General features: G+C 50.5%; 18 protein-coding genes. 9 read left to right on the plus strand and 9 right to left on the minus strand.

The window, feature by feature from the left end; all coding sequences use genetic code 11:
- Positions 1 to 41: 41 nt before the first annotated feature.
- The 8 genes from nudF (at position 42) to idi (ending at position 8,570) form a co-directional block, all read left to right on the plus strand.
- Positions 42 to 680 (plus strand): ADP-ribose diphosphatase, encoded by a 639-nt coding sequence (nudF, locus tag C9I99_RS22930; RefSeq protein ID WP_107351157.1) that lies wholly within the window; start codon positions 42 to 44, stop codon positions 678 to 680.
- Positions 681 to 706: 26 nt separating this feature from the next.
- Positions 707 to 1,135 (plus strand): DUF1249 family protein, encoded by a 429-nt coding sequence (locus C9I99_RS22935; protein WP_107351158.1) that lies wholly within the window; start codon positions 707 to 709, stop codon positions 1,133 to 1,135.
- A gap of 30 nt (positions 1,136 to 1,165) precedes the next feature.
- Positions 1,166 to 1,990: a 3',5'-cyclic-AMP phosphodiesterase gene (gene cpdA / locus C9I99_RS22940; RefSeq protein ID WP_107351159.1), complete on the plus strand. Its 825-nt coding sequence runs from the start codon at positions 1,166 to 1,168 to the stop codon at positions 1,988 to 1,990.
- Entirely contained in the window at positions 1,991 to 2,569 is a 579-nt protein-coding gene (gene yqiA, locus C9I99_RS22945) for an esterase YqiA (protein ID WP_107351160.1), read from the plus strand.
- Positions 2,570 to 2,723: 154 nt separating this feature from the next.
- Positions 2,724 to 4,607 (plus strand): DNA topoisomerase IV subunit B, encoded by a 1,884-nt coding sequence (gene parE / locus C9I99_RS22950; RefSeq protein WP_107351161.1) that lies wholly within the window; start codon positions 2,724 to 2,726, stop codon positions 4,605 to 4,607.
- Positions 4,608 to 4,718: 111 nt separating this feature from the next.
- The gene (gene parC / locus C9I99_RS22955) at positions 4,719 to 6,983 is read left to right on the plus strand and encodes a DNA topoisomerase IV subunit A (RefSeq protein ID WP_107351162.1); all 2,265 of its coding nucleotides are present in this window, start codon (positions 4,719 to 4,721) and stop codon (positions 6,981 to 6,983) included.
- A 172-nt stretch (positions 6,984 to 7,155) separates the two neighbouring features.
- Positions 7,156 to 7,878 carry a 1-acylglycerol-3-phosphate O-acyltransferase gene (locus C9I99_RS22960; RefSeq protein ID WP_107351163.1) on the plus strand — a complete coding sequence of 241 codons (723 nt, stop codon included), beginning with the start codon at positions 7,156 to 7,158 and terminating at the stop codon, positions 7,876 to 7,878.
- A gap of 161 nt (positions 7,879 to 8,039) precedes the next feature.
- The gene (gene idi, locus C9I99_RS22965; RefSeq protein WP_107351164.1) at positions 8,040 to 8,570 is read left to right on the plus strand and encodes an isopentenyl-diphosphate Delta-isomerase; all 531 of its coding nucleotides are present in this window, start codon (positions 8,040 to 8,042) and stop codon (positions 8,568 to 8,570) included.
- Positions 8,571 to 8,661: 91 nt separating this feature from the next.
- Here the strand turns inward: idi and C9I99_RS22970 are convergent, their stop codons facing one another.
- The 9 genes from C9I99_RS22970 to C9I99_RS23010 form a co-directional block, all read right to left on the minus strand.
- Complete coding sequence (locus tag C9I99_RS22970; RefSeq protein WP_107351165.1) at positions 8,662 to 9,048, minus strand: RidA family protein; 387 nt, start codon at positions 9,046 to 9,048, stop codon at positions 8,662 to 8,664.
- Positions 9,049 to 9,220: 172 nt separating this feature from the next.
- Positions 9,221 to 9,700 carry an arginine repressor gene (locus C9I99_RS22975; RefSeq protein ID WP_107351166.1) on the minus strand — a complete coding sequence of 160 codons (480 nt, stop codon included), beginning with the start codon at positions 9,698 to 9,700 and terminating at the stop codon, positions 9,221 to 9,223.
- Between the two features lie 238 nt (positions 9,701 to 9,938).
- The gene (locus C9I99_RS22980) at positions 9,939 to 10,877 is read right to left on the minus strand and encodes a S1C family serine protease (protein WP_107351167.1); all 939 of its coding nucleotides are present in this window, start codon (positions 10,875 to 10,877) and stop codon (positions 9,939 to 9,941) included.
- Between the two features lie 216 nt (positions 10,878 to 11,093).
- Positions 11,094 to 11,558 carry an aspartate carbamoyltransferase regulatory subunit gene (gene pyrI, locus C9I99_RS22985; protein ID WP_107351168.1) on the minus strand — a complete coding sequence of 155 codons (465 nt, stop codon included), beginning with the start codon at positions 11,556 to 11,558 and terminating at the stop codon, positions 11,094 to 11,096.
- Positions 11,559 to 11,573: 15 nt separating this feature from the next.
- A complete protein-coding gene (gene pyrB, locus C9I99_RS22990) occupies positions 11,574 to 12,503 on the minus strand; it encodes an aspartate carbamoyltransferase (protein WP_107351169.1) in 930 nt (309 codons plus the stop codon).
- Between the two features lie 441 nt (positions 12,504 to 12,944).
- Positions 12,945 to 13,955 carry an ornithine carbamoyltransferase gene (locus C9I99_RS22995; protein ID WP_107351170.1) on the minus strand — a complete coding sequence of 337 codons (1,011 nt, stop codon included), beginning with the start codon at positions 13,953 to 13,955 and terminating at the stop codon, positions 12,945 to 12,947.
- Positions 13,956 to 14,083: 128 nt separating this feature from the next.
- Entirely contained in the window at positions 14,084 to 14,995 is a 912-nt protein-coding gene (gene arcC / locus C9I99_RS23000) for a carbamate kinase (RefSeq protein ID WP_107351171.1), read from the minus strand.
- A 129-nt stretch (positions 14,996 to 15,124) separates the two neighbouring features.
- Positions 15,125 to 16,345, minus strand: a complete 1,221-nt coding sequence (arcA, locus tag C9I99_RS23005; RefSeq protein ID WP_107351172.1) for an arginine deiminase — start codon at positions 16,343 to 16,345, stop codon at positions 15,125 to 15,127.
- A gap of 846 nt (positions 16,346 to 17,191) precedes the next feature.
- Positions 17,192 to 18,637, minus strand: coding sequence for a YfcC family protein (locus C9I99_RS23010; RefSeq protein ID WP_107351173.1), 1,446 nt, complete (start codon positions 18,635 to 18,637; stop codon positions 17,192 to 17,194).
- A 761-nt stretch (positions 18,638 to 19,398) separates the two neighbouring features.
- On the opposite strand from C9I99_RS23010, the gene rraB reads away from it, so the two are divergent.
- Positions 19,399 to 19,797, plus strand: coding sequence for a ribonuclease E inhibitor RraB (rraB, locus tag C9I99_RS23020; RefSeq protein ID WP_107351175.1), 399 nt, complete (start codon positions 19,399 to 19,401; stop codon positions 19,795 to 19,797).
- Positions 19,798 to 20,108 lie beyond the last annotated feature (311 nt).

The raw sequence follows: 20,108 nt of genomic DNA on the forward strand, positions 1-20,108 counted from the left end.
TCGGCCGGAGGCCGCGTTCGCAAGGGCTAAAGGGATAAAACATGGCAAAAAATGCAAATAAGAACAGTGGCCCGGAACAATTTTCGACAAGTGATGTCGACGTCATCGCGCGGGAACCATTGTTCAACGGTTTTTTTAGCATGGTGAAGTACCGTTTTCGCCATCGCTTATTTGCTGGTGGCTGGAGCGAGCCGATGGATCGCGAGCTGTTCGAGCGCGGCCATGCTGCGGCCATGCTGCCGTATGATCCTGCTACCGACCAGGTGGTGCTGGTTGAACAGTTCCGGGTTGGTGCGATGGCGGCCGAGGGCTGCTCGCCGTGGCAGCTGGAGATCGTGGCCGGCATTATCGAACCCGGCGAGCAGCCGGTCGAGGTCGTGCGCCGGGAAGCCGTGGAAGAAGCCGGTCTTGATGTTGGGCCGCTGCATAAAATTACCCGTTACCTGTCAAGCTCCGGTGGTTGCTCCGAAACGTTGGATATCTTTGTCGGTGAGGTCGACAGCACCCTTGCCGGTGGTATCCATGGCTTGGCAGAGGAAGGCGAAGATATCAAAGTGCACGTGGTTTCTCGAGAAGATGCCTACCGTTGGGTAGAATCTGGTAAAATTGAGAATGCAGCCTCGATCATTGCCTTGCAATGGCTGCAATTGAACTACACTCGGTTGCAAGCTGCTCCTTAGACGATCACGACCACTGAGGATACCGATTGAATAGAAGATACACTGTTGATTTTGCTGGTATCATGCGACTCTACGAAACCAACTATGCGAAGCTGCTCCCATTGCTACCAAAAAGCGATCAGGTCGGCGATCATTGCATTTATTGTGTTTTGGAACAGGAATATCATCTGACCATTACTGAGTCGACCCGTTATACCACAGTGGTTGAATTACAGCTCAAGGCAGAGGAATCGCTGCCGGATTACCTGATCCCGAAAATGACGATCAGGCTGTACCACGATGCTAGGGTCGCAGAAGTGTGTTCCGCTCAGCAGACTTCGCGTCTGAAGCCAAGGTATGATTACCCCAACATGCGGATGCACCAGAAAGATGAGAAGCATCAGGTTAACCGTTTTCTGGGAGACTGGTTGGTATACTGCCTTAAAAACGGGATCAGCAGACAGTCGGTTTGTTAACAGAATCAGATAGACAAGGTTTTTGACGTTTTGCAGACTTTTACTCTGCCACAGACGAGCCGCGATAGTGTGGTTCTCCTGCAAATTACCGATACCCACCTTTTTGCCGACGATGGCGGCAGTTTGTTGGGTGTTGCGACAAAAGACAGTTTTCATGCCGTGTTGGATGCGGTAGACACTGCTGCGCGCCCTTTTGATGCCATTGTGGCGACGGGTGACATCTCACAAGATCATACCGAACATTCCTACCAGCGCTTTTGCGATGGTATTGCTCGTTGGTCGCAGCCATGTTTCTGGCTGCCGGGTAACCATGACTATCAGCCGAGCATGAAAGCGGTTTTGCCTTCAGCACAAATCAAGCCTTGCCACCAGGTTTTGGCCGGTGAGTACTGGCAAGTGATCCTGCTTGATAGCCAGGTCCAAGGGGTCCCCCATGGCGAGTTGAGCCTGGCTCAGCTCGAGATGCTAGAGCTGGCGCTATCAGCCCAGCCGGAGCGCCATGCACTGGTCCTCTTGCATCATCACCCGTTGCCAGCTGGAAGCACTTGGCTGGATCAGCATCAGCTGCATAACAGTGAGCCGTTCTGGCAGGTAATTGGACGCTACCCGCAGGTGAAGACGGTTTTGTGTGGCCATATTCACCAAGAGCTGGACCGAATCCAGCAAGGGGTAAGGGTGCTCGCGACACCGTCGACTTGCATCCAGTTTCAGCCTGACTCCCATGACTTTGCACTGGACCAGAAAGGACCGGGATGGCGCTATCTTATTTTGCATAGCGACGGGCAGCTCGATACCCAAGTCTGCCGCCTGGAAGGCCATGATTTTACACCCAACTTTGAATCTGCAGGTTACTAGATGAAGCCATTGCTACTGTATATCCATGGCTTTAATAGCTCTCCGAAATCGCTCAAGGCAACCCAGATGGCGGAATACTGCCAGCGTGAGCGACCGGATATCCGGGTCGAGATCCCGCAAATGCCTTGCTATCCTTTGGAGGCGGCGACGTTTATTGATGAGCTGGTGCAATCATTACGTCATGAATACCAGATAGCGTTGGTCGGCAGTTCGCTGGGAGGCTACATCTCCACATGGCTCAATGACCGTTATCAATTACCAGCTGTCTTGGTTAACCCTGCGGTTAAGCCTTATGAGCTGTTGCAGGACTATTTGGGTGAGCAAGAAAATCCTTACACCGGTGAGCGTTACTTCCTTGAGCCCCAACATATGGATGAACTGCGCCAGATGGATGTGGCCCAACTTAGCCGTCCCGAGCAGCTGTGGCTGCTGCAACAAGAAGGTGACGAAGTGCTGGATTATCGCCAGGCTGTCGAGAAATACTCGTCCTGCCGGCAAACCGTTGAACCCGAAGGGGATCACAGTTTTGTCGGATTTGATCGTTATCCTGAACAAATCATTCAATTCTTGGGATTGTAATACCTTTCGAGCACCTGTTGCTTGAGAGGAATTTGTCCCGACTTGGATCAAATTCGACTCACATTTGTGGGCCACATTTTCGACCCCAGCTTGACAACCGAGCTGGGGTTACTGACTATTGTGGCAAAAAATTATTCAGTAACTTTCCGTAATTATGACAGATCAAAGCTATAACGCTGGAGCCATAGAGGTTCTAAATGGCCTTGAGCCAGTACGCCGCCGTCCGGGGATGTATACCGACACGGTACGGCCAAACCACCTTGGCCAGGAAGTCATCGATAACAGTGTCGATGAAGCCTTGGCTGGCCATGCCCGCAAGGTAGAGGTCATTCTTCATGCGGATCAGTCGCTGGAAGTGATTGATGACGGACGGGGGATGCCAGTAGATATTCATCCGGAAGAAGGGGTTTCCGGGGTCGAACTGATCCTATGTAAGCTTCACGCCGGTGGTAAATTTTCAGGCAAAAACTACCAGTTCTCTGGTGGTCTGCACGGGGTAGGGATCTCGGTAGTAAATGCCTTGTCTAACCGGGTAGAAGTCACGGTGAAACGTGATGGCCAGGTCTACCAGATCGCCTTTGAAAATGGCGATAAGGTCAGTGAGCTGGAAGTGATTGGTACTTGTGGCCGCCGTGCCAAAGGAACCAGTGTTCATTTCTGGCCGAATCCGAAGTATTTCGACAGCCCGAAGTTCTCTGTCTCTCGCCTCAAAAGCAACCTCAAGGCCAAAGCGGTGCTTTGCCCGGGACTGGAAATTGTCTTTACCGATAAAACCAATGATGAAACCATCCGTTGGTGCTACGAAGACGGATTGAAGGACTACCTGGCTGAAGGTGTCAAGGGGTATACCCTGCTGCCGGAAGAACCGTTTACCGGTGTCTTCAGTGGCCAGAGTGAAGCGGCTGACTGGGCATTGCTATGGTTGCCGGAAGGCGGTGAGTTGATCACCGAAAGTTACGTTAACCTTATCCCGACGGCTCAAGGTGGTACGCATGTCAACGGCCTGCGTCAGGGGTTGCTCGATGCAATGCGTGAGTTCTGTGAATTCCGTAACCTGTTGCCCCGCGGCGTGAAGCTGACGGCCGATGATATCTGGGATCGCTGTGCTTACGTGTTATCGGTGAAGATGCAGGATCCGCAATTTGCCGGCCAGACCAAAGAGCGCTTGTCATCGCGCCAGTGTGCAGCATTTGTCTCTGGTGTGGTAAAAGATGCCTTTAGCCTGTGGTTGAACGAGCGTCCGCAACTTGCTGAGCAGTTGGCTGAGGTGTGTATTGCCAATGCCCATCGCCGGATGCGTGCCAGCAAGAAAGTGGTACGTAAGAAGGTCGCTTCGGGCCCAGCATTGCCGGGTAAGTTGGCAGACTGTTCGCAGCAGGACTTGTCTCGAACTGAACTGTTCTTGGTCGAGGGTGACTCGGCTGGCGGCTCGGCCAAGCAGGCCCGTGACCGTGTATTCCAGGCGATTATGCCGCTGCGAGGTAAGATCTTGAACACCTGGGAAGTCTCTGCCGATCAGGTACTGGCCTCGCAGGAAGTGCATGATATTTCGGTGGCACTGGGGATCGACCCGGACAGTGATGATCTTAGTGGCTTGCGCTACGGTAAAATCTGCGTTCTTGCCGATGCCGACTCGGATGGTTTACACATTGCGACTCTGCTATGCGCTCTGTTTGTCCGCCACTTCGAGTCTCTGGTTCGTGCTGGCCATGTGTATATTGCCATGCCGCCGCTGTACCGGATCGACCTTGGTAAGGAAGTCTATTACGCCTTGGATGATGCAGAGAAAGACGGGATCCTCGATCGTCTTAGCAACAAGCGCGGCAAGGTCAATGTTCAGCGCTTCAAAGGTCTGGGTGAGATGAACCCACTCCAGTTGCGCGAAACCACCATGGATCCCAATACCCGCCGTCTGGTTCAGCTGACTATCGATGATGATGAGCAGACCAACGAGATGATGGATATGTTGCTGGGCAAGAAGCGAGCGGAAGACCGCCGCCACTGGCTGCAGAGCAAAGGCGATATGGCCGAAGTGTGATTGACCGGGCCTGCCAGTACAGTCCTGTATGGCGGCGGGCCTTGCCTGATGATTTGATAGCTCGAGTGATGTTATGCGCCCGGGCTGGAAACATAAACGGAATACCCAACGATGACTGATGTCTCAATGGATGGCGTAGAACAGCTTCCGCTACGGAAGTTTACCGAAGATGCCTACCTCAATTACTCCATGTACGTGATCATGGATCGTGCCTTGCCGTTTATCGGTGATGGCCTCAAGCCCGTTCAGCGCCGCATTATCTATGCGATGTCCGAGCTAGGACTGTCGGCAACGGCGAAATACAAGAAGTCGGCGCGTACCGTCGGTGATGTACTGGGTAAGTACCACCCGCACGGCGACTCGGCATGTTACGAAGCCATGGTCTTGATGGCGCAGCCATTCTCCTACCGCTATCCACTTGTCGACGGCCAGGGTAACTGGGGTGCACCGGATGATCCGAAGTCCTTCGCCGCAATGCGTTACACCGAATCTCGTTTGTCACGCTTCTCTGAAGTGCTACTCGCGGAGTTGGGCCAAGGCACGGTTGACTGGGGGCTGAACTTTGACGGCACGATGAAAGAGCCGAAGATGCTGCCTGCTCGCCTGCCGCATATCTTGCTAAATGGTGTAACCGGTATTGCCGTCGGTATGGCGACGGATATCCCGCCGCACAATGCCCGTGAAGTGGCCAATGCCGCGGTGCACCTGATTGAGAACCCGAAAGCGGAACTTGATGAGGTCATGGCGTTTGTCCAAGGGCCGGACTACCCGACCGAAGCAGAAATCATTACCTCGAAAACCGATCTGAAAAAAGTCTACCGCAGCGGCCGCGGCAGTATCAGAATGCGTGCGGTATGGCACAAGGAAAGCGGTGATATCGTGATCACCGCCTTGCCACACCAAGTCTCGGGCTCGAAGCTGCTTGAGCAGATCGCCAGCCAGATGCGCGCCAAGAAGCTGCCGATGGTCGAAGACTTACGTGATGAGTCAGATCATGAAAACCCGACCCGTATTGTCATTGTGCCACGTTCTAACCGGGTTGATAGTGAGCAGTTGATGAACCACCTGTTTGCTTCTACCGATTTGGAAAAGAGCTTCCGTGTTAACCTCAATATGCTGGGCCTTGATGGCCGTCCGCAGGTTAAGGGGTTGGTTCAGATCGTTTCTGAGTGGATCGAATTCCGCCGTACCACGGTGCGTCGCCGCTTGCAGTATCGTTTGGACAAGGTGAATGCCCGTTTGCATATCCTTGAGGGTTTGTTGGCAGCTTACCTTAATATTGATGAGGTTATCGAAATCATCCGTACTGAGGATGATCCGAAAGCCGAGTTGATGTCTCGTTTCGAGCTGTCAGCCATCCAAGCAGATGCGATCTTGGAAATCAAGCTTCGCCAGTTGGCCAAGCTGGAAGAAATTAAGATCCGTGGTGAACAGGATGAGCTATCGAAAGAGCGCGATTACTTAGAGAAGTTACTGGGCTCAGAGCGTCGCCTGAACACGTTGATCAAGAAAGAAATCTTGGCTGATGCCGAGAAGTATGGCGATGATCGCCGCTCGCCATTGGTTGAGCGAGAAGAAGCGAAGGCGTTGACCGAGCGTGAGCTGATCCCGTCTGAAGCGATTACGGTTGTATTGTCTGAGAAAGGCTGGGTCCGCCATGCCAAGGGACATGAGGTTGACCCTACTTCCTTGAGCTACAAATCGGGAGATGGCTATCTGGCCCATGCCCGTGGCAAGAGTAACCAACCGGCTGTTTTACTGGGGTCGGATGGACGCAGCTATGCGTTGGAATCCCATAGCCTGCCATCAGCTCGCAGCCAAGGCGAACCGGTCACTGGCCGCCTCAACCTGACTCCGGGAAGCCATATCCGTCAGGTCATGATGTCCGATGATGATCAGCTATGGTTGATGGGGTCGGATGCCGGATACGGTTTCATCTGTAAATGCAGTGACATGGTGTCTAAGAACAAGAACGGCAAAGCCTTGTTGACGGTACCGGAAAATGCCGAAGTGGTGCCGCCGCAGTGTATTGCTGATTTGGACAATGACGAGATCCTTGCGATTACCAACGAAGGGCGGATGCTGCTGTTCCCGATCAAAGAACTGCCTCAGCTCGGCAAAGGTAAAGGGAACAAGATCATCAATATTCCAGCGGCCCGCTCGAAGTCGCGGGAAGAGTTTTTATCACAGTTGGTTGTGTTGCCAAAAGGTAGCCACCTGACATTGTATGCTGGCAAGCGTAAGCTAGGGCTCAAGCCTGCTGACCTAGATAATTTCCGAGGTGAGCGCGGCCGGCGGGGTAGCATGCTGCCACGTGGCCTGCAGCGGGTGACTCGTTTTGAAATCGACTCACCACAAACGCCTGAAGCAGAATAAGCCTAGCGAATGAAGCATGATTGAGGCCCTCCAGACGGAGGGCTTTTTTTATACTTTTTCCTGCTGTTCGGGGCAGAAAGAGGTTGGATGTGGTCTAATTTCTGCACATAAAAGGTGTTTTTTCCCGCAGCCTAAGTATACTAGCGAACGCTTGTACGCTGAGGAGAATCTGATGTTATTTGTATTGCGCATGATTGCTGTAGCAGTGTTTACTGTTGTCATGTTTGTATTGGGTTGTGGCTATTGCCTGCTAAGCCCGCGTAACCCTAGAAATGTTTATATTGTCGGTCGCCATTTCTGCAAGATGGCACGCATCTTCGGTATTAAGCTGGAGTTCCGTTACCCAGATGGAGAGCTACCAGCGCCAAGCGTATATTTAGCGAACCACCAGAACAATTACGATTTGTTTACCGTCTCGGGGGCTATCCAGCCAAGAACGGTGACCGTGGGCAAGAAAAGCATCTCGTGGATGCCGTTATTTGGTCAGCTGTATTGGCTAACCGGTAATATTCTTATCGACCGCGCCAATCGCAGCAAGGCGGTCGGTACTATCGGCCAGGTGGTTGAGCAAATCAAACAGCGTGATGTCTCTATTTGGATGTTCCCTGAAGGCACTCGATCCCGTGGCCGTGGCTTACTGCCGTTCAAAACGGGGGCTTTCCATGCCGCTATCTCTGCCGGTGTGCCTGTTGTGCCGATTGTGTGCAGTAGCACGGAAAATGTTAAACTGAACAAATGGGACAATGGTGTGGTGATCGTCGAGGTACTGCCATCCGTATCGGTGGACGGCATGACCAAAGAAGATGTCCGCACCCTATCGAACCAGTGCCGCGATATGATGGCGATTAAACTGGACGAGTTGAATGCTGAGGCTACTCGCCGATCGATAAAATAATCGAGTTGGATTGGCCGCAGTGTGACAGATGAAGGACATGCCTGTGCGTGTCCTTTTTGTTTTTTTACCAACCAAGATATATCCAAGCCCCTTGACGTTACTGGGGTAAGTCTTTGACCTAGTCTCTGTTGAGGTTGGTATTGTATGTAGATGAAAACACCATGATTGAAGAACAGGTAATATTGGTCGATCCGCAAGGCAGGGAGCTTGGCGTTCAGGAAAAAATGCAGGCTCACCGGGATGGTGCCCTTCATCTGGCTTTTTCGGTTTTGTTGTACCGGGACGGAAAAAACGAACGTGAGTTTCTGATGCATCAACGTGCATTGGGCAAATACCACAGTGGCGGGTTGTGGACCAATACCTGCTGTTCGCACCCACGCCAGGGCGAATCGATGACACAAGCAGGGATCCGCCGACTGGGTGAAGAGATGGGGATCGCCGATATTGCGACGTTGTCTGATGTCGCGAGTTTTGTCTACCGTGCCGAGTTGGATAATAACTTGGTTGAACACGAGCTGGACCATGTTCTGGTGGCTCCGGCTCCTGATATCGCGATCAATCCGAACCCAGAGGAAGTGCTGACTTATCGCTGGTGGCGTCAGAGCGAATTGCTGACAGCGCTAGAGCAAGCGCCCCAACGGTTTACAGCATGGTTCCCACAGGTACTGGCACTGGCATTGGCAAACACCTAATGCCGTGGGAAGACATCGTGCTGTGACAGAAACGAAAAAAGCTGCCTTCAGGCAGCTTTTTTGTATGCTTTACAGCAAATCGACGAAATGATTATTTACGTACTGCAATCGCTTCGATTTCGATTTTCACGTCTTTAGGTAGGCGAGCAACTTCGACGCAAGAACGCGCAGGGTAAGGGGCATTGTGCTCGTCAAAGAACTTGCCATACACTTCGTTAACCGTGCCGAAGTCATTCAGATCTTTCACAAACACCGTCATTTTGACAATGTCAGCCACTTTTAGGCCAGAAGACTCAACAACTGCCTTTACATTTTCTAGTGACTGGCGAGCCTGCTCAGCGATATCGTCAGACACTTCACCGGTTTCAGGGTTCACAGGGATCTGGCCTGAGGTCAGAACCATGTTACCTAGGTCAACACCCTGTACATAAGGGCCGATTGCAGCTGGAGCCTGCTCTGTGTGAAGTACTTGAGTCATTACTTGTCCTTACTTTAATTATGTTAGGTCATCGTTAGAGGTCTAGTTTGCAACCCATTGGCGAAGACGTCAAAGGGTTTCAGATAGGCTGGACAAAAAGGCAGCATGATTTAGCTCAGGCTGCCTATAAGCCTTATGGTCGGTGATATGTCAGCGCTGGGATACCCCGGTTTTAGGATGGGATCCCAAGCCTTGCCTTGACCACTTTTTCGCACTCGTCAATACGGGAGATATCCTTCGGCGCGACCATGACGGTGTCATTGCCGCCGACAGTACCGAGGATCTCGGCATGCGGTTGGATGTCGATCAGCCGAGCGACAAGCTGGGCGCCGCCGGGATGGGTTTTTACGACCACAACGAGCTGGTTGTGGGTGATAAACTCAATCTGGGAAGCAATTGATGAACCGACTTGTACCGGCTCGCTTTCCACCGTCAGGCAGTAGACTTTCTTGCCGTAGGCATTAGGTACTTTCGCTACGCCCAGTCTTGATAACAGGCGGGACACGGTGGATTGGCTGACATCTTCAAACCCCATATTGATGAGTTGCGTGCGGATATCATCTTGGGTTGAGAAGCTTTGTTGCTGCAATAATCGCTTACAGGCGGAAGTCATGCTTTCTTCTTGGCAGAAAGCGTCTATCGCTCCGTGCATACTGTATCCACTCACGGGCAACTCCTTGTTATTCTGTTGGGTCTTTGATCGTATCTCGTGGACAGCCCTCGCATCGGCTTATTGTTCGGGAAGTCTGTGCTTCTTTACGATGCGAACAATGGGCTGCTTGTTGGCAAAATATAATGCCTTGGTTGCATAATCTTGCAATGGCATCATATCAACAATACAACCGTAATTTATTGACCCCTATCACCAAAATAAAACGCCATCCACATGGTTAGAATGAGGAATTATATCCCGACCTATCCAGAAGGGTCCGAGGATTTAACTTACCCCCCTGCTGTGACTGGTTTGCTGCCATGCCGTCGTTTTCCTCGGGCAAATTAAGTCCCGACAGGTTGTTTGTCGAGTAGGTGCTGTTTGTTGGGGCAGGCAGAAAAGCGCGGCGCTGTGGGCTGTCTGCTGGGGGAGGTGAACTACTGCTGACAACCTGGATCCCTGCTGTACCCAGACGGTTGAGTCGGGTGACGTAGTCCGAGACCTGGATCCCCGCGAGCTCGGGGCTGGCCGATTGCGCCTCAATCCCCAGAGCGTCCAGCCAATCAAAGATCAACGGCGAGGGGACAAATTGGCTGTAGCGGGTGGCTGGTTGTAGGTTCTGCAACTCTTCCGGATTGTCGACGATGGCCACAGTGATACCGGCAATCTCTCCATCGGCGTTGAATACGGGGCCGCCGCTCATACCCGACATCACAGGAGCATCGCTGAGCGAGTAAAGACAGTCGGTATTGGTATCGATCACATCTTGGAGATATTTGCCTCCACCGCTAACGGCGGTTCCTACCAGAGAATGGCCGTGGTGAATAACGGGTTGGGTGGGGTAAATTAAGCCCCAGGTAGGTTGGGTATTTGAGGAACGAGGAACCAATGCCAAATCACACGCTGGATGGTAGATGACACCGGTATCCCAGGACAACAGGGCCACATGCTTGGCGGTGATCATATAGTCACTGTTGACCGGCACCGCGGAGCCAAAGCCACCCAGCAGCATAGGAACGCCAATGACCACCATTTCATTAGCTGAGTGCTGGTAGGTTTGCTGTACCGGACCATTGCTGGCGACACAGCCAGACAGGGCAATGGTGGTAATACAGATCTGACTGGGACGGGAAAGCAGGCACCAGACTGCTTGGATAAGGTGCGCAGTTTTTCTCATTTTACTAGCCTTATTATTTTATTATTTTATTGTTTCTTTGTGCCGGCTTGCTGGACCGGAATACTAAAGGTAGTGAGCAGAGAGAAACGGGGGAGGGTTGGAATTGAGAATAAAAAAGCCTGCTCAATTTTGAGCAGGCTTTCTTTTTACTTGGGCAGGAATTGTCGCTAATGAGACTACTTTTTCAGCGGGTTAGCGATGTTTTTAGCCTGTTTTTTAGCTGTTCTCAGTAACGATTTCGCGTGAGAACACTTTTTCGCAGTACTTACACTTAAGCTGGATATCTGCTTTTTTGGTGACGACTTTGAAGCTGCTGTCGACGGGCTCACCATGCGAAATACAGTTGGTGTTTGGGCATTTGAATATCGCATTGATTCGCTCAGGCAGAGTCAGGGTCAGCTTTTTCACGACTTCGTAGTTTTCGATTTGGTTGACCGTCGCCTGCGGAGCATACAACGCCAGTTGGCTCGCCTGCTCTTCACTGATAAAGATGTTTTCGATCTTGATCAGATCTTTGCCGCCGAGCGCAGAAGAAGGCAGGTTAAGACCCACAGTGACGCGCTGGTTAGTCTTGTGCATTTTGAACAGTTTCAGCACTTTGAAGCCAACATTTGCAGGAATATGGTCGATAACCGTACCGTTCTTGATCGCTTCAACCTGTAGTTGTGTTTCCTTCGTCATTGTTTTCTCTCCTGCTTAGATTGCTTCGTTTAGGACCAGTGCCAGTAGGGCTTCACGTGCATAGACACCGTTTTCTGCTTGCTGGAAGAAGTAAGCGTGTTTTGTCTTGTCGACGTCAGTGGTGATTTCGTCAATGCGTGGTAGCGGGTGCAGAACTTTCAGGTTGCTACGGGCATCGGACAGCATGGGTGCGGTCAGGATATAAGCCGCTTTCATGTGGGCGTATTCTGACTCGTCAAAACGCTCTTTCTGGACGCGGGTCATGTACAGGATATCCAGCTCAGGGATCACCTCTTCCATGGCGCTGTGTACGCTGTAGCTGATGCCGGCTTCGTCCAACTCTTCGCAAATATAATCCGGCATGGCCAGAATCTCAGGTGCGATGAAGAAGAACTTCACATTGTTGAACTTAGCCAGTGCTTGGGTGAGAGAGTGAACCGTACGGCCGTACTTCAGGTCACCGACAAAAGCGACATTGAGGTTATCCAGCGTACCTTGGGTTTCGTAGATGGTGAACAGGTCTAGCAGGGTCTGGGTTGGATGTTGGTTGGCACCGTCACCACCGTTAATCACTGGGACACCGTTTGAAAATTCAGAGGCTAGGCGCGCTGCCCCTTCTTGCGGATGGCGCATCACGAAGGCATCAACATACGAGGAGATGACCTGGACGGAGTCAGCAAGGGTTTCACCTTTCTTCGCCAGTGACGTGTTACCGCCGTTGTCAAAACCAATCACGGTACCGCCCAGGCGCTGGATAGCGGTTTCAAACGATAGGCGGGTACGGGTGGATGGCTCGAAGAAACAGCTTGCAACGACTTTGTTCTTCAGAAGTTCAGGGTTCGGATCGGCTTTCAGTTTACCAGCAGTCTCGACGACTAGCTCAAGTTCACTACGGCTCAGTTCCGGAATGGAAATGATGTGCTTTTGAAACAGCGAATTCGCCATGGCTTCTCTTCCCTTTTAATTACGATGATGAACGACAGGTGCCTGCTGGTGTGGGCAGCAGGCAAAAAAAAGCCTCCTTAACAAAGGAGGCTCTTTTTACAAAAAACAGGAAAAACAAAAAACGGCGCCTGCACCGAAAGTCGGTGTAGGGTCATCAGGTTTAGCTGAAAAGACGGGCGCATTTTTTATCTCTCTCTGGACAAATTGCGAAGGATTATACCCCCATTTTCATCGAACGCAAGCGTTTGCCTAAAGTATTCATTTGGTGGAACTTTATGCAGTTTTTCTGGGTATTTTACGGGCCAGGAAAGGCGTGCTAACCCTGTGATCTGTAAGGGCTTGATTATGTCAGTCGAGAACGGAAAGTGGATAGGGGGGCATAAAAAATACCGGCCCGCGGGCCGGTATGGGTTTGAGAGTAATTACACTCAAGAGAGTCGATTACTGACCTAGCGTGGCAACCATGATTGCTTTGATGGTGTGCATACGGTTTTCCGCTTCGTCGAATACGATAGAGTGCTTAGACTCAATCACTTCGTCTGTTACTTCAACGCCATCTTTTAGCATTGGGTATTCTTGAGCTAGCTCTTTACCAACCGTTGTGTCTTCACCGTGGAAGGCTGGTAGGCAGTGCATGAATTTCACATGTGGGTTGCCTGTTGCTTTAAGCATATCCATGTTTACTTGGTAAGGTAGCATTAGGTTGATACGCTCGGCCCATGCTTCTTTCGCTTCACCCATAGATACCCATACGTCAGTGTATAGGAAGTCACAGCCCTGAACGCCTTCTTGTACGTCTTCTGTCAGGGTGATTTTCGCGCCGGTTTCTTCAGCGATTGCGCGGCATTGTGCAACTAGCTCGTCTTCAGGCCAGAACGCTTTTGGTGCAACTAGACGGATGTCCATGCCCATTTTCGCAGCGCCAACCATTAGTGAGTTGCCCATGTTGTTGCGAGCATCGCCTAGGTAAGCGAAAGTGATTTCGTGTAGTTGTTTACCACGGCCGTGCTCCATCATAGTTAGGAAGTCAGCTAGGATTTGTGTTGGGTGGAATTCGTCTGTCAGACCGTTCCATACTGGAACACCAGCATGTGCGCCTAGCTCTTCAACGATCTCCTGACCAAAGCCGCGGTACTCGATACCGTCGTACATGCGACCCAGTACACGTGCTGTATCTTTCATTGACTCTTTGTGACCGATCTGAGAACCCGATGGGCCCAAGTAAGTCACTTTAGCGCCTTGGTCGAATGCCGCTACTTCGAATGCACAACGAGTACGCGTTGATGATTTTTCAAAGATGAGCGCGATGTTCTTACCTGTTAGGCGAGGTTGCTCGTAACCGTTGTACTTCGCTTTTTTCAACTCAGCAGATAGGTCTAGCATGTGTTGAATTTCACGAGGAGTGAAGTCTAGTAGTTTTAGGAAGTTACGGTTGCGAAGGTTAAAAGCCATGATGTTATCCTCTCTGAATCTGTATCTCTCTGGCCGGAGGAGGCAGGGATTATATGAGCCTGCCCCACGACCGGAAGTTATTATGTATTGTTTAACGTATTATTTATGATTTGTGAATAAATATTCTTTTATTCTGCAATAATATTTGTGCCAGCTTCACCTTTTAGGATGGCTAGGCCATCTGCAAGGGCACCGATCCCAACCAGCTTGCCGCCTTTGTTGATGAACTCGCAAGACGCATCGATTTTGGGTCCCATGGAGCCAGCATCGAAGGCATACTGAGCCAGTTCACGTGGGGTGGTGCTGCGCAGTGCTTTTTGGGTTGGTTTACCCCAGTCTAGGTAAACCGCGTCGGCATCGGTCAGGATAAGCAGCGCGTCGGCGTTAAGCTGCTGGGCAAGGTATGCCGCAGACATGTCTTTGTCGATCACCGCTTCTACACCGACCAATTTGCCATTTTCTTTCTTGACCGGGATACCGCCGCCGCCAGTGCAGATCACAAGGTGCTCTTGTTTGATCAAGGTTGTGATCGCATCGCTCTCGACAATACCGGTTGGTAGTGGGCTTGGTACCACGCGTCGGAAGTACTGGCCGTCAGGCTTGACGGTCCAGTGGTATTTCTCCGCCATTTCGCGGGCTTCGGCTTCTTCGTAAACCGGACCGATAGGCTTGGTTGGATCCGCAAAGGCCGGATCGTTCGGGTCTACTGTCATCTGGGTTAGCATGCAGGAGACATCTTGCTCCGGCAGTAGGTTTTTCAGTTCTTGCATCAGCATGTAGCCAATCATGCCCTGGGTTTCTGAACCCAGTACGTCCAATGGGTATGGGCTAACTTTTTTGTATTCCAACCCTTGTAGCGCTAGCAGGCCAACCTGTGGGCCATTGCCGTGCACGAGAACAACGTTGTAATCCTTGCCAATTTCCGCGATGGTTTGTGCCGCTTTGGCAATGTTCTGGCGCTGAACATCGGCTTCTAGTGGCTCGCCGCGACGAAGCAGGGCATTACCGCCCAGTGCTACTACAACAGTTTGCTTGGTCATGTGATCGTCTCTCTTGGTTTACTCTCAGTTATTGTGTTTTGTTTGGCTTTTCGCCTGGATTCTGAGAGGTCTTGCCGTTTGGTAGCCGGTGCCAAGCACCGGCCGTCAGGTTTGGCTAATTGCCTGGTATTAGATACCGTCACGCTCGATTGGGCAGCTCATGCAGCGAGCACCACCACGGCCGCGGCCTAGTTCATCACCTGGGATAGGCAGTACCGTAATACCAGCCTTGTCGTATTTCTCGTTGGTGTAAGTGTTGCGCTCGTAACCAATAACCACACCTGGTTTCACTGTCAGTACGTTGTTTGCATCGTTCCACTGCTCGCGTTCTGCTTCGAAGCTGTCGCCACCAGTCGTGATTAGGTTTAGCTTGTCTACGCCAAGTGCTTTCTCGATAGCGGTCACGAAGTAACCTTCTTCCTTCACGCTGACTGCACCAGATTCGTCGCCAGTTAGGCTCCAGCATTGAACGTCTTTACGTACAACTTCTGGGTATACAGAGAACGTATCTTCACGCATGTGCGTCATGACAGTATCTAGGTGCATGCAAGAGCGGTGCTTAGGTAGTTGCATGGCGATAACTTGTTTCGCTTCACCGTGCTTGAATAGGCTTGATGCTAGTTGCTCAACACCCTGTGGGGTTGTGCGCTCAGACATACCGATAAGTACCGCGCCTTTACCGATAACCAGTACGTCACCGCCTTCGATAGTGGAGTTGTCGTACATCTTCTCTTCGTCGCCGAAGTACTTGATGAAATCCTGGCCTGCGAACGTTGGGTGCCAGCGGTAGATAGCACGAACGTGGTTAGTCTCACGCTGACGGGCTGCTTTCGCCATTGGGTTGATAGACACACCGCCGTATACCCAGCAAGATGTATCGCGGGTAAATAGGTGATTTGGTAGTGGTTCAATGATGAAGTCAGTTGGCTCGTGCATGCCTTGCATCATTGAAGATGATTGAATTGGTAGCTCAGCGTAGCTAAGGCCGCCAAGAAGAATTGAAGATAATTCTTTGCTTGGTAGGTCTGCAAGGAAGCAACGTACATCGTTAGCGAATGCCATACCTAGGCGGTAGTCAGAGATTTGCGTTTGAAGAAGCCAATCTTTTGCTTCTGGCACTTCTAGCGTATCTGCAAGCAAATCACCAAGAAGCATTACTTCAACACCTTGCTCACGTAGTGTGTTAGCAAATACGTCGTGTTCTTGGCCTGCGCGCTCAACCGCTAATACATCATCAAATAGTAGATCGTGACAGTTTGATGGTGTTAGGTGAGTTAGCGCACGCTCTGGACGGTGGATAAGAACGCGGCGTAATTGACCTACTTCAGAACCTACGTAGAACTTACTCATGATCGTATCTCTCTTTATTTATTGCCAATTTTTTGGCTGTATTTATTTTATTGCAAAGTAAGAAGTTGTTTATTTCTTTGCTTTCGTATCTGGGGTCCATTTTACTCCAAAGGGGGGGGCAGTCTTAGAGGTTTATCACACTTTTCTTATTAAAGTGGTAACGCTATATATTTGATTTATTAACATTTTTAATGCACTTGTCACTGAGTTACGCGCATGAGTATTTATGTGTTTATGCTAGGTTTTAAGTGGCTTTGTTGTGGTTAAGTTGTTGTTTTGTAGGGTGCCGACTGGTGGTCTTGGAATCTTATTCAGATGGCGTTACGTTATCGCGATGTAAAAAGTATAATCTTATGCATTAAAAGTGTTTGTCTATATAAAAACAAGCTGAATGTTACTGTGTTGGTAACAAATATTTTTCCTTTTATTTGAAGTAAGTACTTTTTTGTAATTTATATACACCGGTTTCCCTGCGCTTTTTTATTGATTAATTTAAGGTGTTAGTGATGGTGAAAATATAACGCGTGTCGATTTCATGGTGTTTTTTATATTTGGATTAATAAAACTTCATGACGATGGAATATGAGTGCGGAGGCGTTCTAGGCTAAGTACTGGTATAACCAGAAGATCTTAAGTCGCTGGGGCAGATCGTGAGCAATAGGGTCAGTTTAAAGTGGGGAATAGAATGGCATTGACGGCCTATGCTGAGGTGAGTGACCTAGCTGTTATGCGGGGTATCACGACCGCTTATTGCGCTGTCGTAGTTGGCGGTATGGTTGGATAAGATAAAAAAAGCCGCCCCAAAAGGGGCGGCGAAACAAGCAAGATCGAAAGGGGGATTGTTATTTACAGCATGGCGCCGACACTCAGCATCACCATGATCAGAACGGTTAGGATACCCAGCAGCGGAGCCACCCACTTCACCCAGCGTACATAAGGGACACGAGCGATAGCCAGACCACCCATTACCACCGCTGATGTCGGTGTCATCAGGTTCACAATACCTGACGCAGATTGGTAGGCTGTTACGACAAGGTCACGGCTTACACCGGCAAAGTCTGCCAACGGTGCCATGATAGGCATGGTCAATACCGCCAGGCCTGACGATGAAGGCACCAAGAACGACAGTAGGATCTCCAGCCAGTACATGACGTTGATGAATACGATAGAAGACAGGCCTGTCACGGCATGCTCTGCAGCATTAAGGATGGTGTCTGTGATCATACCGCGGTCCATAATGACCACGATACCGCGGGCAATACCGATGATAAGTGCAACACCCAATAGGTCACGCGCACCGTCGATGAAGCTTGACGTGAACTCTTCTTCACTCATGCGGGCAATCAGACCGATGATGATGGTTGAAGCCAGGAACATGCCTGAGATTTCAGCCATCCACCAGCCAGCAACGGCTACGCCATAAATCATGATACCGAATGAAGCAGCGAAGATAGCCAAGATCACTTTACGTGTTGTGGTGAACTCGAGCATTTCGCCAGACTGGTTACCCAAGAAGTGGGCTTTGTTTTCTTCGTATTTGTCGTAGACAATTGACTTGGTTTTGTCAGCACGGACCATTTTGGCATAGCGCATGACATAAGCGACACAGATCAGCCAGCCGACCACCAGCATCGCGACGCGAAGCATGATGCCATCGGTGAATGGGATACCGGCAGCGTTGGCCGCGATAACGGTGGCAAATGGGTTGATGGTTGAGCCCAGAGTACCGATACCAGCACCGAGTAGTACTGTTGCTGCGGCAACAACGGGGTCAAAGCGAGCAGCCATCATGACTGGTACCAGCAAGGTGTAGAACGGCAGGGACTCTTCAGCCATACCATAGATAGTACCGCCTGCGGCAAACAGTGCCATCAGGATCGGTATCATCATTTCCTCGCGTCCTTGTAAGCGAGCGGTTACCCGCTCGATACCTGCATCAATCGCCCCTGTTTTGGTAACGAGACCCAGGAAGCCACCGATCACGAGGATAAAGAGTGAAACATCAATTGCAGCAGCTTCATACGTATTGTGATCGTAGAAGCCGTCAATCGGTGCCAGCAGGACATCGACCACGCCTTGCGGGTTACTTTCTACGGATTGATAAGTCCCTGTTACCGGAACCTCGCGGCCTAAATCATCATTCATCACACGGTCGTACTGGCCAGCCGGTACAATCCAGGTCATCAATGCGACGAGGGCAATAAGAGCAAATAAGATGGTGTAAGCAGAAGGGAATTTGAAGTTGGCAAAGAAGCCTCCTTTCTGTTCCTTGTTCATTGTTTCAGTTGTCATTGTTATCTCCTTGCCCTTGTACATCCTGCACAAGGGTGATTCATCTACCAGGCCTGTCGTCAGGCATGACGGGACTCGCCGGACATGACGCCGGAGCAGGCAGAACCAGGCATTAGCGGTTGCTAACGGAAATGGTTTACAGGTTGTTTATCCTTGCTGTCGAAACAGGCTGGATCGGGGTGTCAACGTTGGGTGAGGTATCGGAGCCGTATGCTCACTCTCTGGCACCGCAAAGGTTGGGGAGTTGATCCCCGACAGCAGATCGCTGTCCAATGCGTATGTCAGGTGGGTGAGTGTCCTACGGGGACGACGCTGCGGATTGCGGCGCCGCCTCCCAGGCTCAAGGCCGTGGTAGAAGTTACTCATGATCGTATCTCTCGTATGCTTATTAATGGCCATCAGTCTTTGCCGTGGCTCTATTTGTTTGTTGCCAGTGAATTTTATGCCGCTGGGCGCAGTATATCTTTGGGATTGTTCACACTTTTTCGGCCCTTTCATTCCGCCAGTCTCTTGGTAAATGGTTGGCTGAGGGTATTTCTCTGGCTTTTATGGGTGAATATGCTATTGAGGGTTTTGTGTATATTCGCCTGAAGCGCATATTGAGGAATATTATGCATTTTCCTGCTTCATCGGTTGGCGGAATAAATCGGCTGAAAGTTTGATAAATATCAAGTTTTCGAACAGGGGATATTTCACTTGGTATTTTATTGCGATCCATGCGATATTTGCGTTCGAATTTATTCCATAGGTGGAGTTTCCCCATGTCTTATGCAGAACTGATCGAAGAGCAGAAGGAAGAGACGCGCGAAATTATTGCGGCGTTGCTAGAAGATGGCAGTGTGCCTGATGCGCTTTACACCATTGAGCACCATTTCTCAGCAGATACTTTCGAAGAGCTTGAAGCTGCAGCTGTTGAAGCTTTCAAGATGGGCTTTGAAGTACTTGAAGCGGAAGAGCTTGAATTGGCACCGGAAGACGGTGGCGGTAAAGTGGTGTGTTTTGATGCTGTGATGGAATCTGCGCTCAATGCAGAGATCATTGATGAGCAGGCTGAGAAACTGATCCAGCTAGCAGAGAAGCACAACATCGATTACGACGGCTGGGGTACTTACTTCGAGTCGGGTGAAGATGACGAAGAAGAGGGTGAAGACGAAGAGTAATCTTCGCCTGCCATAACTGCACTTCGAAAAGCTGGCCTGTGGCCAGCTTTTTTTGTTTCTGTTTTATTTATCCATCTGAAATATAACGCCTTTCTTGTCTTTAACCTCTTTTGTACTGCTTGTTTGCGTTCATTTATTTACAGCCCTGATTAAGCTCTCAAACGAGAAAAAAATACCTGCAATAGCTTGATGGTAGCAAACTTGTTGCTTATTGTTTCGGAGCTTTTTGTTAGAGCGGCTCGCCAGTGAATGGAATGGTGAGCAACATGCCGCCAGTGAGGCGGAAATGTCAGCATAAGATAAAATGGAAT

It is taken from the genome of Photobacterium lutimaris, assembly GCF_003025555.1.
Taxonomy (GTDB): domain Bacteria; phylum Pseudomonadota; class Gammaproteobacteria; order Enterobacterales; family Vibrionaceae; genus Photobacterium; species Photobacterium lutimaris.